This window comes from Roseiflexus sp., assembly GCF_057785375.1.
Genome location: NZ_JBYNRX010000040.1, coordinates 79,245 through 95,555, shown reverse-complemented (window position 1 = coordinate 95,555; position 16,311 = coordinate 79,245). Strand labels below are relative to the sequence as shown.

At 62.4% G+C, this 16,311-nt stretch carries 5 protein-coding genes; 2 read left to right on the top strand and 3 right to left on the bottom strand.

From position 1 onward, the window contains the following. Window positions 1–381: 381 nt before the first annotated feature. Window positions 382–8,421 carry a DUF2298 domain-containing protein gene (locus AC3EA7_RS07920; protein WP_488613500.1) on the top strand — a complete coding sequence of 2,680 codons (8,040 nt, stop codon included), beginning with the start codon at window positions 382–384 and terminating at the stop codon, window positions 8,419–8,421. A gap of 738 nt (window positions 8,422–9,159) precedes the next feature. Beyond that, window positions 9,160–12,084, top strand: a complete 2,925-nt coding sequence (locus tag AC3EA7_RS07915; RefSeq protein WP_488613499.1) for a DUF2298 domain-containing protein — start codon at window positions 9,160–9,162, stop codon at window positions 12,082–12,084. On the opposite strand, the gene AC3EA7_RS07910 is transcribed toward AC3EA7_RS07915, so the two are convergent. The 3 genes from AC3EA7_RS07910 to AC3EA7_RS07900 all read right to left on the bottom strand — a co-directional run bounded on the left by AC3EA7_RS07910 (window position 12,085) and on the right by AC3EA7_RS07900 (window position 15,940). Continuing rightward, on the bottom strand, window positions 12,085–13,962 hold the full coding sequence (locus tag AC3EA7_RS07910) for an ABC transporter ATP-binding protein (RefSeq protein WP_488613498.1): 1,878 nt from the start codon (window positions 13,960–13,962) through the stop codon (window positions 12,085–12,087). A 306-nt stretch (window positions 13,963–14,268) separates the two neighbouring features. After that, window positions 14,269–14,799 (bottom strand): hypothetical protein, encoded by a 531-nt coding sequence (locus AC3EA7_RS07905; protein WP_488613497.1) that lies wholly within the window; start codon window positions 14,797–14,799, stop codon window positions 14,269–14,271. A 205-nt stretch (window positions 14,800–15,004) separates the two neighbouring features. Next, entirely contained in the window at window positions 15,005–15,940 is a 936-nt protein-coding gene (locus tag AC3EA7_RS07900) for a PIG-L family deacetylase (protein WP_488613496.1), read from the bottom strand. Window positions 15,941–16,311: the final 371 nt, after the last annotated feature.

Sequence of the window (16,311 nt, the reverse complement as noted above, 5' to 3'; positions counted from 1 at the left end):
CGTGCACCATGCAATGTGCAATGACCATCTTTCAACCTTCAACCTTCGCACCTGAAACCTCTCTCGCCTCTCGCCTCTCGCCTCTCGCCTCTCGCCTCTCGCCTCTCGCCTCTCGCCTCTCACCTCTCACCTCTCGCCTCTCGCCTCTCGCCTCTCACCTCTCACCTCTCGCCTCTCGCCTCTCACCTCTCACCTCTTGCCTCTCGCCTCTCACCTCTCGCCCCTCGCCTCTCGCCTGATCTTCCGTTGGACGTTCGCCGAAAGAATGTCTATAATGCACACGGGTTGTGCGACAGGTTGCACAGACCTTCCGACAATACGACACTGATCTGGCATGCCGTCTGCATTGCATCATCACTCGCCGACAGGCAATAACATTGCATGAACATGACCCCCGTCACGTCCGATAACCCGCCTGCGCCGCCTGCTCGCCGTTTCTCCTGGTCTCCGTGGGGCTGGCTGGTTCTCATTCTGCTGGTTGGGGCGTTTTTTCGTTCGACTGCGCTGACTACGTGGGACGGAACGTCGTACCTCCACCCCGACGAGCGGTTCATTATCTTCACCGCCTACAATCTCCAGGTTCCGCGCAGTTTCAGTGATTATCTGCGCAGCGATTGCGCAGTCAACGGACGCATCCCTGCAGCGCGCGCCACGACCGATGGCGCGGGCAACCCGATCCCGCTCAATCAGCAGGAACCGACCCGCGATAGCGGGTGTAATACGCTCAACCCGCGTAACTACAACTGGTCGCGCTTCTTCGTCTACGGCACACTCCCCACAACCGTCACGCGCCTTGCGGTCGAACTCCAGGCGAACCTGAGCGGTCAACCAAACCGTATTTCGCCGGAAATGGTGCGCGACACCGGGCGCACGCTCTCGATGTTGTACGATCTGGGGACGATAGTGGTCGTCTTTCTGATCGGACGGCGGCTCTTCGATCAGCGCACCGGTCTGATCGCGTCGCTGCTGTATGCGACAGCGGCGTTTCCGATCCAGATTTCGCACTTCTTCACAGTTGATGCTGCCACCACGTTCTTCACCACCCTCTCGATCTACTGGGCAGTGCGTCTTGCGCAGGGCGGCGGCGCCGGCAGCGCTCTTGGCGCCGGTCTCAGCATCGGCGCTGCCATGGCATGCCGCGTGACGCTGGCAACCCTGGGGTTGACGGTGGTTGTTGCTGCGTTTACGCGGCTGGTGGAAGAAACCAGGCGTCAACACGCGGACGGTGAGGCGCCGGGTATGGTGGCGCGTCTGCTGATGACGCCGGGCGGGTTGTTGTTCGCGCTCGCCTGGCGCGTTGCGCTTGCGGGTGCGATGACGGTGGTCGCGTTCCGGTTGTTGCAACCTGATGCCTTTACCGGTCCATCACTGTTCAATGTGCGCCCTGAACCGCGTTTTCTCGACAATATCGCGTCGGTTGGGCGGCTGATCAGTGGTGAGGCAGACTTCCCGCCGTCGCAGCAGTGGGCGCAGCGCACTCCCTTTCTCTTTTCGCTGCAAAACATGGTGCTGTGGGGGATGGGGCTGCCGCTGGGAGTCGCGGCGTGGGTCGCCTGGGGTATTGCCGGGTGGCGCATCCTGCGACGCGGCGATATGCGCCTGCTCGTACCGTGGGCGTGGATCGCCTTCTACTTCGCATGGCAGGGCGGTCAGTTCGTGATGACCATGCGCTACTACGTGTTGCTGTATGGTCTGCTGATCGTGCTGGCTGCGGGGGGCTTGCTGGCGCTGTGGGATCGGGCGCAGCGCGCCGCCGGATCGCGCTGGCGGCAGATCATCTGGCGCGCGCCGTTGATTGTCGCCGTGGCGGGAACGGCGCTGTGGGCATATGCTTTCACCCGCATCTACACCGAGCCGCACTCGCGCATTCAGGCATCGCGCTGGATCTACCAGAACATTCCCCCTGGATCGGTGATTACCTTCGAGCGCTGGGACGACCCGCTGCCGCTGCCGATCGATGGGCAAAACCCCGGACAGTACATCGGTATTGGCACCGAACCCTACGGCGAGGATGAGCCGCTCAAGTACTACGGGTACACCTCCAGCGATGGCACGGCGGTCGAGGGGTTGCTCGACCAACTCGACCGCGCCGATTATCTGATCTTCAGCAGCAACCGGGTGTACGACTCGGCAACGCGCCTGCCGATGCGCTATCCGGCGCTCAGCCGCTACTACTACCATCTGTTCGAGGGCGACCTGGGCTTTGAACTGGTCGCCGATATTCATTCGTTCCCGAAACTGTTCGGCATCGAGATTCCGACGCCAATCCTGGCGGAAGAAGCCTTCAGCGTCTACGACCATCCGCGTGTCCTGATCTTTCGCAAAACGTCCGAATACTCGCGCGCCAGGGCGGAACAGTTGATCCTCGGCGATGTGGCGTGGGGCGAGGTCTACAAAATCACGACGCTGCGGGTCAACAAAGCGCCGACGGCGCTGCGCCTGACGCAGGATCAGTGGCCCCGCTACCGCGCAGCGGGTGATTGGGCGACGTTGTTCAACCCATCGAGCCTGGCGAATGCGGTTCCCTGGCTCTTCTGGCTGCTGGCGCTCCAGGCAATCGGGCTGGCGTGCTTTGCGCTCCTGTTCCGCAGCCTGACGGCGTTGCCGGATCGCGGGTTTGCGCTGTCGAAAATCCTGGGTCTCCTGATCGTGTCCTACATCCCCTGGCTGCTAGCGTCGGTCGGTCCATCAGGCGCGCACGGTTCGCTGCAAGCGCCGCTCGTGCCGTTCGGCGCATGGAGCGTGGCGCTGTGTGTGGTTGCGTTCGCCGGCGCGGGCGCGCTGGCGCTGCGCTGGAATCGTTCTGCGCTCGTCGCCTTCTGGCGACAACGGCGCGCTGCCATCCTGACCGCTGAGGGGGTCTTTCTGGCGTTCTTCTTCGGATTTTTGCTGCTGCGGGCGCTGAACCCGGACCTGTGGCACCCGGCGCGTGGCGGCGAAAAGCCGATGGACCTGGCGTTCCTCACGGCAGTGGTCAAAAGCCCGGCGTTTCCGCCGTATGACCCGTGGTTCGCTGGCGGCTATCTCAACTACTACTACTTCGGCTTCGTGCTGGTTGCAACCCTCATTCACCTCACCGGCATCGTCCCGACGACGGCATACAATCTGGCGGTGCCAACCTTTGCGGCGCTGACTGCTATCGGCGCGTGGGGCGCGGCGTACAACCTGGTCGCGCTGCGGAAGCGGCTGGCACCTGGCGCTGCCCTGGAACCACGACCGCGCACCCGCTGGCAGCGACTGTTCGCGGCGGTCGCGTCGCGGTCGGCAGTCTGGCAGAGATATGAGCGCCGGGCGATCATCGCTGGGGTTGCAGCCGCGATCTTTGCCGTGCTCGTGGGCAACCTGGCGCAGGCGGTCTGGTTCTTTCCCGGAACCGGCAACCCGCAGGACGCTGGTTTGCCTGAGTCATGCCGCGCGCTGGCGAGTTACGCCGCGCAGCAGGAGTGTCGCGGGCGGGCGGAATGGGCGTTCTGGGATGCGACCCGCCTGGTGGCGATGCGGTTGGGGGATGGGACGATCAATGAGTTCCCCTTCTTCACCTTCCTGTTTGCCGACCTTCACGCGCACATGATTGCGCTGCCGCTGATCCTGGCGGGGCTGAATCTGATAGTGGCAGTAGCGCGAACCCCGGTGAAACGCGCGCAAACGCTTCGATCCCTGGCGTTTTCGTCGCTGGCGGTTGTGACCCTCCTGCTGGGGCTGACCGCCGGCGCGCTGTATGCGACCAACACCTGGGATTATCCAACTGCCGCCGGGCTTGGCGCGCTCGGCATGGCGGTGTACGCATGGAACCGCTATCGGCGCGGTTTGTCGCCGAATCAGGCGTTGACATTGTGGGTTGTGCTGACGGTTCTTCTCATGCTGCTGTCGCGGCTGCTGTTCCTGCCCTTTATCCAACGGTTTGCCACGGATTATGCAGGGTTCGAGTTGTGGAGCGGTTCGCGCACGCCAACCCCGGAATTTTTGCAGATCCACGGTCTCTGGCTGTTCCTGGCAGTGAGCGGGGCGCTGACGCTGGCATACCGCACCGGAAGGCTCAACGCCAGGGTCGCTACAGCGATCGGCAGCGGACTGATCGTTCTGGTGGCGCTCATGGCGACCCTGGGCATACCCGCGCTGCCGCTCCAGGCGTTGTTGCTGGTTGGCGGCATCGTGCTGCTCGCCGACCTGCTGTTGCGCGGCAGCATCGTCACACCGGGCCGCGCTGAAGAAACGGTTGAACCGGCAGGACCGGTGCAACTGACGCTCCCCGGCATCGGGGACGATCCGCCGGTGCGAATACCCGGCGACGCACTGCGCCCTGGCGTCGGTTCGACGACGCTCCTCGCACTGCTGTTGGGACTCGCTGCGCTCGGCATCACGTTCCTGGTCGAGGTCATCGTTGCAAAGGGCGACATTGGCCGGATGAATACGGTGTTCAAGTTCGGCATGCAGGTCTGGCTGATCTTCGCCGTGGTCGGTGGTGTCGCGCTTGCCTGGATGTGGTCGGCAATGACGACGTGGCGCGCCGGCGCCATGCGTCAGGGATGGCGCGCCGCTGCCGCACTGTTGATCGCCGCTGCGTTCATCTACCCGCTGACCGCAACGCCAGCGCGCCTCGCCGACCGCTACGATCCGGTGATCGGTCCAACGCTCGACGGCATGGCATTTATGCGTTCGCCACGCAGCGGTTGGGCGGAAAATAATCGTCCCTTCACCTTTGCCGAAGATGCTGCTGCGCTTGAATGGCTGCGCGCCAATGTGCGCGGCACGCCAATCGTTCTGGAGGCGCACCTGGAAGCGTACCGCTGGGGCGGGCGCGTGTCGGTCTACACCGGTCTGCCGACGCTGCTCGGCTGGCCCTGGCACATGACGCAGCAACGCAGCGTGGTGGACGCGGGACCGGTGATCGAAGCGCGCAAAATGCTGATTCGCGATCTCTACAATGACTCGAACGCCAGAGAAACTCTCAAACTGTTGCGGCTCTACGGCATCGAGTATGTTATCGTCGGGCAACTCGAGCGTGCGCTCTACGACCCGGCAGGGCTGGCAAAATTCGACGCGCTGGCGGCTACCGGTCAGATCGAAATGGTCTACAGCGCGGGCGAAACGCGCATCTACCGCGTGCCGCCTGCCGATCACGCACCTGCGGCGCTCACCACGTCGCTGCCGGTGCGTGCGCCTGCTCCCACACCGCAGAACGACCTGATGCTGCCAGTGCGCGTCGGTGCATTGCCTGCCGTCGACATGTATGCCTGGAACCGCCTGGCGGATAACCCGGTGATCGCTGTGATCCTCTGGTTGCTGGCATGGTACGCGCTGGCGGCGCTGGGGTTGCCACTTGCGGCGTTGGTGTTCGGCGCACGTGCGCCGGACGGCGGCTGGCTCTGGGCGCGCCCGATCGGAGTGCTGCTGTTCGGATACGCCGTCTGGCTGCCGGTCAGCGCGCGCCTGTGGCAGTACGACGTGTGGGGCATGCTCATGGGGGCGCTGCTTGCCCTGGCGGTAAGCGGGGCGGCGCTGGCGGCGCTCGGCAGACGTGCAGACTCTACATCGCCGTCGCCTCCGGCGCTCGTTCTCGACCTGCGCCGGGGGTTGTGGGCGCTGCGCGAGATGTTGCGCGCGCGCTGGCGCTGGGTCGTCGGCGGTGAGGCGCTCTTCCTGAGTGCGTTCGCCTTCCTGCTCACGCTTCGCTGGCTGAACCCGGACCTGTGGCAGCCGATCTGGGGCGGCGAAAAGCCGTTCGAGTTCGGGTTCCTCAACGCGCTGATCCGCACTCCTGTGCTGCCGCCGTATAATCCGTTCTACAGCGACGGCGTCATCAACTACTACTATTACGGCTTCTTCCTGATGTCGCTACCGGTGCGTCTGACCGGTATTGTGCCGGAAGTCGCCTACAATCTGATTGTGCCGACGCTGTTCGGGTTGATGCTGACCGCAGTGTTTGCCCTTATTGTTCGCATTCGCGGTTCGTGGCGCTGGGGTGTGACAGGCGCGTTGCTGGTCGGCGTCGCCGGCAATCTGGCGGCAGTCTTCCCGGCGAACTGGGCGCGCGGTTTCGCGCCAGTAATCGCGTCGCTGGGGGAAGGGTTTCCCGGTTTTGGCGAACGCCTCGGCGACTGGTTCGTCGGTCCGACGCGGGTCATTCCCTCTACAATCAATGAGTTCCCGTACTTCAGTTTTCTCTTTGCCGACCTGCACCCCCACACGATCGCGCTGCCGCTGACGGTGCTGATGATTGCGCTGGCGTTCGAGGCGTTTGTTGCCCAACCCGGCGCCTGGCGGGAACATCTCGTGCGCTGGGGGGTCACGGCGCTGACGCTCGGCGCGCTGGCGGTCACGAACTCCTGGGATTTTCCGACGTATGGACTGCTCCTGGGAGGAGTATTGTTGGGGCGTGCCTGGCGCTCATCGCGGCGCGTTGATCGGCGGCTAGCGGTGCGCCTGGCGAGTGCAGCGCTCGGCGGCGCCGCCCTTGGCGGCGCTGCGCTCGCGCTCTACCTGCCGTTCTTCCAGAACTTCCGGGCAATGGTCAGCGGCGTCAGTCTGGTCCGCGATGCAACCCACTTGGGAGATTATCTACTCCTTTATGGCATCTTCCTGACGCCGCTCGTCGTCGTTCTGTTCGGCGCCGCCTGGCAGGCGCTGCACATCGTTTATCGCCGATCGCTGCGCGAGCGCCTTTCGACGCTGGGCGCATCGCCGGAGGCGACGGGGTTTGTGGCTGGAGCGCCGCGAGCGCCGGGAATGGGGCGCGCGCCGCTGGCGCTGCTGATGCTGATCGGCGGCATCGTGTTCGTGACCGGCGTGGTGACGCTGTTGCCGCCGCTCCTGCTGGCGTTGCGACTCGAAGGGATGGCGACGGCGTTGGGCATCGCCGCAGAGATGCTTGCGCCCCTGACGCTGCGCATCTGGCTGGTTGCGCTCCTGGTTATGGCGGTGGGACTGGCGTTCATGCGCGCGCTGCGTCCCGGAACCTGGTTCGCCTTCTGGTCGCTTGGCGTTGCGCTGATTGTGTCGCTGCTGTGTGAGATCCTCTATGTGCGCGATCACCTCGATGGCGGCGAGTGGTACCGGATGAACACCGTCTTCAAGTTCGGCTTGCAGGCGTGGGTATTGCTGGCGATTGCCGCAACCCTGTTGCTGCCGTCACTGCTGCGTTCGCTGCGGCGGCGCGGTGCAGCAGCGCAAACTGTCGGATACGGCGCACTGATCGCCCTTGTCGCGCTTGCAGCGGTCTATCCGGTCGTCGGGACGGCGAGCCGCACTGCCTACCGCTTCCCCGGCAATACGACTGGACCGACCCTCGACGGGCTGGCGTTCATGGAGCGCGAGTCGTTCCCGCTTCCCGCATACCTGCAACCAGCCGGCGCGCCGCCGGTGATCATTCCGCTTCGCTACGATTACGAAGCGATCCGCTGGCTCAATCAGAACGTCCAGGGAACGCCGGTAGTGCTCCAATCGAGTGTCGAGTTCTACCGGGCGTATGGAGTGCGGATCGCCGCCAACACCGGCTTTCCTACCATCGTCAGCCCGCTGCACGAGAGCGAGCAGCGCGACCCGCAGGCGGTCTACCGGCGCGACCTTGATGTCGCACAGATCTATCGCACTACCGATACGCAGGAGGCATTGCGGCTTCTGTCGCTCTACCAGGTGCGCTACGTCTACGTCGGTCCCATTGAGCGCGCCGTGTACGGTGACGCCGGGTTGCTCAAGTTCCAGCAGATGACCGGTTCGTTCCTGGAGGTTGCGTTCCGCAACGACCAGGTGACGATCTATCGTGTGAACGATAATGTGCATACCCTGCCGATGCTCCCCGCCTTGAACCGCCCTGCGCCAGCGCCGGTTGGACCGTTGCCGGCGGAAGAAGAAGAGAGCGTTGAGCCAGAACCGGTTGCGCCGGTCGCGCCGCCTGACGACAACCTGCGGAATCCTGCGATTATCGAGGAACTGGAGCGACGGAACCAGGCGAACCCCGGCGATACCGGTCCCGCATACGCGCTGGCGGAGCGATACCGCGCGCTGGGTCGGTTTGAAGACGCAGTAAATGTGCTGATCCCGGCAACCCGCGCTAACCCGAATGATGTGGCGCTGCACCATCTGTTCGGCGATATTCTGATCGATGCAGGGCGTTTCGATGAGGCAATTGAGGCGTACCGCGCCGCAGTGCGCGCCAGCCCGGCCGCTGGCAATTACAATAAACTCGGTGTGGGACTGCTGACAATCGGGCGTCCAGGTGATGCCGAGCGGGAATTCTTACAGGCAATCGCAGTTGATCCGACGTTGCCTGAGCCGTATTTCCGGTTAGGAACGCTCTACGAGCAGCGCGGCGACGAGCGCCTGGCGATCCAGCGATACCGTGAGTATCTCGACATTGCGCCCGACGGGTACCTGGCGCCGCTGGCACGCGAGGCGCTAGGGCGGCTAACATCAGCGCCGTAAGGATGCCCCCGGACAAAGGGGATGGTCACCTGATTGCGCCGGGCGAGAGGCGGGAAGGCGAGAGGCGAGAGGCGAGAGGCGGGAAGGCGAGAGGCGAGAGGCGAGAGGCGAGAGGCGGGAAGGCGAGAGGCGAGAGGTGAGAGGCGAGAGGCGAGAGGCGAGAGGCGAGAGGTGAGAGGCGAGAGGTGAGAGGCGAGAGGCGAGAGGCGAGAGGTGAGAGGCGAGAGGTGAGAGGTGAGAGGCGGGAAGGCGAGAGGTGAGAGGCGAGAGGTGAGAGGTGAGAGGCGGGAAGGCGAGAGGCGAGAGGTGCGAAGGCGCAAAGGTTGCGGGTGGAAGGTGGAAGGCAGATCGTGGCACGTTGAATGTTGCACGTGGGGACGGTTCCCCGTAGGGGGCAGGTCTTCGACCTGCCCCAAGGCACGGCACACCCACGCACCTAGGAGTGCATGGGTTGAACATCGAGCGTTTTTGATCACACAAAGGCACGAAGGCGCAAAGAACGCACGGTAAAGAGGAACAGAGGCAGCAAGGTACACAGCGCAGGGCGAAGAGGGATATGTGCGAAAAAGCTGAACATCCTAACTCCTAACCCCTAACCTCCGGTTCTCGGTTCTTAGTTCTCGGTTCTTAGTTCTCGGTTCTCGGTTCTCGGTTCTCGGTTCTTAGTTCTCGGTTCTCGGTTCTCGGTTCTTAGTTCTCGGTTCTTGGTTCTCGGTTCTCGGTTCTTGGTTCTCAATCATGCTCACTGCTATCGTCACATACTGGCTCACAGCTCTGGTATTCGGCATCGTCGGCATGCCAGCAGCGCGTTTACTGTTCGGTGCATTGCCCGACCACGGCTACGCCTTTGCCCGCATTTTGGGCCTGCTGCTGACCGGATACCTCGCATGGCTGGCGGCGATGTTCGGGTTGGCGCCCTTCGGCGCGCCGCTCATCGTCGTGGCGGCGCTGGCAGTGGTGATCGGCGGGATTCTGGCGCTGCGCCATACTTCGCCAGAAGCAACGTCGCCTGCGGTCATTGTTCGCTGGGTGCGTTGCAACTGGGGCGTCGTCGTGTGCTACGAAGCGCTGTTCGTCGCGGCGCTCGTCTTCCTGGCGTTGCTACGAGCGCAAGAGTATGGCTTCGTCGGTCCGCACCCCTGGGGCACCGAACGACCGATGGATTACGCCTTCTTCAACGCCATCCGCGTCAGCGCCGTCTTTCCGCCGCACGACCCGTGGATGGCGGGCTACAGTATCAACTATTACTACTTCGGATATCTCCTCATGGCGGCAGTGTCGCTCATCACCGGAGTGCATCCGGCAGTCGGGTACAATATGTCGCTGGCGCTGACCTTCGCGCTCACCGCACTCGGCATTGCCGGACTGATCAATAACCTGGTTGCGCTGGCAACAACGGCAGGACGGCGCAACGCTTCATCTTCCCATTCCACACCCGTCTCCGAGAGTGACGCCGCAACGCCGCATGTGATCCGTTATAGCCCGCTTCAACTTGTGCGGGCGGGCTTCGTATTCGTTGCCTGCGGCTTCAATCGCCGGGCTGCAGGGCGAAGAGCGGAATCCGCATTCAACGTCCATCAGGCGGCGCTCGCACACCCAATCAACCAGGGGCGCACCATATTCTGGGGCGCGCGCTGCGCTCTGAGCAGCGCCCGGCAACCGATGACCGTCCAGGAAGAACCGGCGAGTCTCCCGGTTTCATCGAGCGCCCCTCCACTCCAGGCGTCTCCCGACGGTGCGGTTGTCGCGTCCGTAAACGACAGTACGCCAGAACGCGAGGAGGCAGCGCCTCCGCCGGAGAGCGCATCGCCTGCGCCCTCCCACGCGCGCCTTCGAGGGTCGTGGCAGGGCTGGATTGCCGCGTTGCTGACGGTTATCGCGGTGCTGCTGGCGGGCAATCAGGCAGGACCGCTGCAAATCATTATTGGCGACGAACGCATCGTGGCGCTCGATGGCGTGCAACTGGCGTCGGCGGTCGCACAGGCGTTGAGCGGCGCCGAAACGATTACGCTGCCGTATCCGGCGCGCACCGGCAATTCTGATTTTGGCGAGATGACGACGCTGAATAGGAAAGATCAGATTACCGATTTCAACTGGTGGTGGCCCTCGCGGGTCGTATGGGATGAACGCCTCGCCTGGAACGCCGACGTGCAGCGGGTTGAGCCTGTCCGCGGCTATGCCATCACGGAGTTTCCCTTCTTCTCGTTCTGGCTTGGCGATATGCATCCCCACGTCATGGCGCTGCCGTTCGGTGTACTGGCATTGACGCTGGCGCTGAACCTGTTGGCGCAATCTGCACCGCCGCGCCTGTGGCGCAATCGCGCCGAACTTTTGCTGTCCGGCGTGATCCTCGGCAGCCTGTATATGATCAACAGTTGGGATCTGCCAACATATCTGCTGCTCTTCCTGGGAACACTGGCGCTCAAAACTGCAACACAGCCCGAAACTGCGGCGATCTCTGGCGAGGCGTCTTCCGGCATACCGCTCATCGACCGCCTCGCGCCGCGCTGGCGCGGCTACCTGGCGAATGCCCTGTTGATTGTTATGACGAGTCTGCTCCTCATCGCGCCATTCCTGCTTACCTTCACCTCACTGATCGGCGGTCGCGTGCCGCTTATCGATCTGCCGCTGATCGGCGCAATCACCCGCATACTTGGCGTCGTCGGCAGCAGAACCGGCTTGCACAGTTTCCTGATCATCTTCGGCGTCTTTCTAGCGCCGCTCATCGGGCTGACGGCGGCGCTGGCGCGCGGCGCCGCGCGCGCGCTTTTGATTGCATCGGGCATCACGGTTGTGATCGGCGTATTCATCGGCTTTCCGCTGGCAGCGCTCCTTCCGCTCGGTCTGGCAGCAGCGCTGATCGCCATGCAGCGCATTGATCATCCGTCAGACACATTTGCACTGGGAACACTGGCGCTCGGCAGCGCGATCTGTCTTGGCGTCGAACTCGTGTACATCCGCGACGTCTTCGAGAACCGGATGAACACAGTGTTCAAGTTCTACTATCAGACGTGGCTGATCTGGGGGGTGGCGGGGGGATACGCCGCCTGGCGATTGGCGCAGATCGCCGGAACCATCAGGCAGGCGCAACCGCGCAGAGCAGCCCGTGTCGCAGCAACGCTGGCTACACCAGCGATCGCGCTCATCCTTCTGGCAAGCGGGTTGACCTATCCGTGGCTGACGGCAGGCAAAGCGTTTACCGAAGGGCGGCACGTCGGGTTGGAAGGGCGCACGCCGCGCGAACGGACGCCGGACGGCGCCGAGGCAATCGCCTGGGTGCGCGCCAATACGCCTGGCGACGCCGTTATTCTCGAAGCCGTGGGACCGTCCTACGACACGGCGGGCATTGGATACGGCGGCGTCTCGTCGAGCACCGGACGGGCAACGGTGATGGGATGGGAAGGGCACCAGCAGCAATGGCGCGGCGGCGACCCGCAGTTGCTGGCGCAGATCGCGCCGCGCGCCGCTGACGTGGCAACTATCTACAGCACGACCGATGTTGCACAGGCGCGCGCGCTGCTGGCAACCTATGGCGTGGATTATATCTACGTCGGCGAAGCCGAGCGTCAGACCTACCCGGCGGAGGGGCTGGCGAAATTCCCTGCCCTGGGAGATGTTGCATTCCAGAACGGCGAAGTCACGATCTACCACGTTCGTGGGTAATCAGCGGTACCCTGCTGCCTGCATCTCGAACAGACGGGCATAGGCGCCGCCCTGCTGCAATAGTTCAGCATGCGACCCAACCTCCGTTATTCGTCCCCCTTCGATCACCGCAATCTGATCCGCCATGCGCACCGTCGAGAAGCGGTGTGAGATCAGAACGGCAATCTTTCCGGCTGTCAACTCGCGGAAGCGCTGAAAGATTTCGTACTCGCGCTCGGCATCGAGGGCAGCAGTCGGTTCATCGAGCACCAGCACCTCGCCATCACGCATAAACGCACGACTCAGCGCAATTTTCTGCCATTGCCCGCCGGATAGTTCAAACCCATGCTCGAACCAGCGCCCAAGCATTGTCTCCATACCGGAGGGCAGCGTAGCCACAATATCATCTGCACCGCCGCGCCTTGCCGCTTCGCCGATCTGCTGCGCATCGTCGAGGCGGTCGATCTGACCAAAGCCGATATTTTCGCGCACCGTCAACTGATAGCGGACAAAATCCTGAAAGATCACGCCAATGCGACGGCGCACCTCATCGAGATCGTAGTCGCGCAGGTCCACTCCATCGAGCAGAATCTGGCCCTCGGTCGGGTCATAGAGGCGGGTCAGCAGTTTGATCAGCGTTGTCTTGCCGACGCCATTCGGACCGACAAGCGCCAGTTTTTCGCCCGGAGCGATCGTCAGGTTGATCTCGCGCAGCGCCCAGTCGTCACGCCCGGGGTAGCGGAACGATACATTGCGAAACTCCAGACCTTGCTGCAACCGTGGCGGAACCGGGAGCGGCTGTGCTGCCGGCGTCATCTGCGGTGCCAGGCTCAGAAACGTGAACAGGTTCTCCATGAACAGGCCGTGTTCGTACAGGCGGGTAATGCTGCCGAACAGACCTTGAAATGCGCCCTGACTCTGACGAAACAGGGTCAGATAGAACGTCATGCCGCCCAGCGTAATTGCGCCGCCAATCGTCAGAAACACAATCCAGGCGTAAGCGCCGTAGTAACTGAGGCTGGCGAGCACGCCCAATCCCACGCTCATGATCGAACGGCGGCGTGCAAGATCGGCATCTTCACGAAAAAATATCTGAAAGGCGTCGCTGTAGCGTTTCAACAACGGCTCGCCCAGATTGAACAGTTTGACTTCTTTGACGCTGCTATCGACAGTCAGCACATGTTCGAGGTAGTGCATTCGGCGGAACTCTGGCGCTCGCCACGTCAGCAGGCGAAAATAGAGGTTGCTAAACCGTCCCTGCGCCACGAATGCCGGGATCGTTGCGCCGAACAGCACAAGCGTGATCAACGGGCTGAACGCCAGGAGCAGCACGGCGAACGAGAGGAGCGTCAGCAGGTTCTGCACCACGTTGTACGCGCCATTGATGATGCCAAGTGCGCGGAAGTCGGCTTCACGCCGGGCATTTTGCAGTTTATCGTAGAAACTGGCGTCCTCGAAGTAGTGCAGATCGAGCGCCAGTGCTTTGCGAATGATCTCGGTATTAATCGTGTGCGCCAGGCGCGCATTGAGCACGTGTTCGTAAAACGTGCGCATCTGAGTGGACGCAGCGCCGATCAGTAGCAGCCCCAATTCCAGCCCCAGGTACGGCAGCGCCTGCTCGAGACCGATAAAGGGATCGACGCGCGCAGTAAACGAGTCGACGACCGAGTCGACAATCAGTGCGCCTGCCCACGCCTGCGCTGCGGGAAGCGCCGCGGCAACCAACGTCAGCACCGCCATAATGACCGTCGATGTGCGATCCGCCCTCCACACCAGCCGAAAAGCGCCTGGGATGTTGCCGTATGCACTGCGCACCTGCGCCAGGCGTTCAGACCAGGTGGCAGCGGTTTCCCGCTCGAATGGACGGCGGGCGCGCCGTGTTTCACGACCGTCGTGCATTGTCGTCCTCGTCGAGACAGCAGCGCGCCCGGCGCAACGCCAGGCGCGTATCGGGAAGGATACTCCTCACGGGTGCAGGTTTTGTCGATGCAACGTGAGAGCCTGCCGGAAACTCTGCATCGGAACAGGCTTCCCTCGTGCACAGCCCTGGAGGGGCTTTCACGCGCCGTGTGCACCATCGCACCGCTGTGGTGAGCACCGTCGCGCTACGTCTTCAGCGATACGGCGTTTCGTGACAGCGCATACCTGTATTCTTCTCTATCATACCACGTAGACCTCGGCAGGACGACCCGGAAAAATGGGCAGTCACCGCACCACTCCCATCAACTGGGCGCGCTCCTCAGGCAGGATTGGCTCAAACTGCCCATTGCGGTTCAGATAGACGATCGCCTCATTCTTGACCTTCACCAGCATGTCGGGCGCACCATCGTTGTTGAGATCGACAAAATCGAGCAGAACGGGCGTTTTGTCTTCCCCGGCGCCAAATAGATACGGACCGGTGATAACCCTGGTTTTTGTAGTATCACCACCCGGCATATAGACCACCACGACCTGCCGGTTGAGGTTCATTGCGATGAAGTGACTTGGCGTGGCCGGATTATCATCGTGCCCGACGACCGCCTGCGCATGGAACGTGCGCGTCGTGCCGTAGCGCAGATCATCGAGCCGTTCACGCCCCCAACTGACGACGTTGCCCATCACAACATAGATCGCCAGGAGCGCCAGTACCCCGGTGACCAGATACATCGCGCTGTTCACGCCCACACGCGGCACAACCGTCAGCAGGCGATCCGATAAACGGGAGTTATTGCGCAGATTCTTGCTTGTGACTGCCATCACTCACCCTCCTTGACTTCAGATCGATGATCCTCGCCGCTGTGAGCGTTCTTTCCAGAAACAAAATCGAAACGTTTGTGCTGTTTCAGGTTCGCATGGTACCAGAACATGTTTGCTATGTCAAGGGGGGATGTTGGCGAAATTCTGCGAAAAAGCCTGGTTTCAGGTCGGTATTGCCGGGGGTTCGCCCACCGTTCACTGCGGATCAGAGCGATCGATCAGAAGAAAACAGGTCGCGTTCGATCGCCTCGCCATTCCATGGCGGTGCAACGCGGGTAAAGTGTTCGACCGAGTTGAGACGGCGCTGAACAAATGTGGGGATGTGGCGCAGCCAGCCAATGCCGCCGCTCTGGCTGTGATGACACTCCCGCGCCCGAATGGCCGGCTCGAAGTACGCAGAGGTGTCGATGGTCGTCGTCACCGGCGTCGCTTCACGGGCCGCATTTACCAGGTCTACGTCGCCATTTCGCCCAAAGCGGCTCGGATCTTTCCCCAGCAGACGCATGACGAAGACGACCGAGGAAAGAAAGCGTGTCCCGAATGTTGAGTAGTAGAGACGTTGCGGTTGCCACGGTTCAAGCCCGTTGTCGATCTGTTCGGGGTAGAGCGTCGGATTGCCGGCGGCTTCGAAGGCGGCTGTCGTCGCACGATGGCAGAAGATATGATCGGGATGACCGTAACCGCCATATGGTCCGAATGTCACGACGACTTGCGGTTGAATGGCGCGGATCAGCGCAACAATCTGCCCGGCGACGTGCGTGAGCGGTTGACGAATCAGCGCAGCGGGATGCTGATTGTCCGGCGAACCGGCCATGCCGGAGTCGCGATGCCCGAGGAAGTGCACGCCGGTCAGTCCCAACACCTCTGCCGCGCATATCTGCTCAACGGTGCGTAACGCGCCGACATCGGCGTATCCTGCCAGCATTTCGGGAGGAACATCGCCCGCCTCGCCACGTGTCGCACAGGCGTAGTGCATCGCCACGCCGTCGTTCGTATACCGCAGGATCGTTCCGGCATTGCCGAAACTCTCATCGTCCGGATGCGCATAGACGAACAGGAGTCGCCGCTCCGCTGCATGATTGCGCAACCAGCGCGAGTCGATGCCATAAGCCGTAAGATCGTAAGTCGATTGTGTTGTCATGGTCCAATGCCCGCCTGTCTGACATCTGATACTAACGTGCGGTCAGTCAGACAAGATGTTCGAGCGCCTGGTTCGCGAGGCGCACCAGTCAACGCGCACCGGCAGTCCATGTTGTGGACACGTGACTGCGCAGTGGCATCAGCAACCCTGTGAGTATCAAAAACCATTATTGACTTCCCGGCACAAAGCGGTAACCACGAAGGTCACAAAGGACATGCGCTTCATTTTCCCCTTCGTGCGCTTCGGGTCCCTGGCGGTTCAGCCTTTGTGCAAGCGACATCGGCGCTGTTAACCACGAAGGTCACCAAGGGACACGAAGGACATGCGCTTCATTTTCCCCTTCGTGCGCTTCGGGTCCCTGGCGGTTCAGC

Excerpts from the sequence above, each read along its gene's own strand:
- AC3EA7_RS07920 (WP_488613500.1), top strand. The coding sequence starts at position 382 with ATGAACATGACCCCCGTCACGTCCGATAACCCGCCTGCGCCGCCTGCT.
- AC3EA7_RS07915 (WP_488613499.1), top strand. The coding sequence starts at position 9,160 with ATGCTCACTGCTATCGTCACATACTGGCTCACAGCTCTGGTATTCGGC.
- AC3EA7_RS07910 (WP_488613498.1), bottom strand. The coding sequence starts at position 13,962 with ATGCACGACGGTCGTGAAACACGGCGCGCCCGCCGTCCATTCGAGCGG.
- AC3EA7_RS07905 (WP_488613497.1), bottom strand. The coding sequence starts at position 14,799 with ATGGCAGTCACAAGCAAGAATCTGCGCAATAACTCCCGTTTATCGGAT.
- AC3EA7_RS07900 (WP_488613496.1), bottom strand. The coding sequence starts at position 15,940 with ATGACAACACAATCGACTTACGATCTTACGGCTTATGGCATCGACTCG.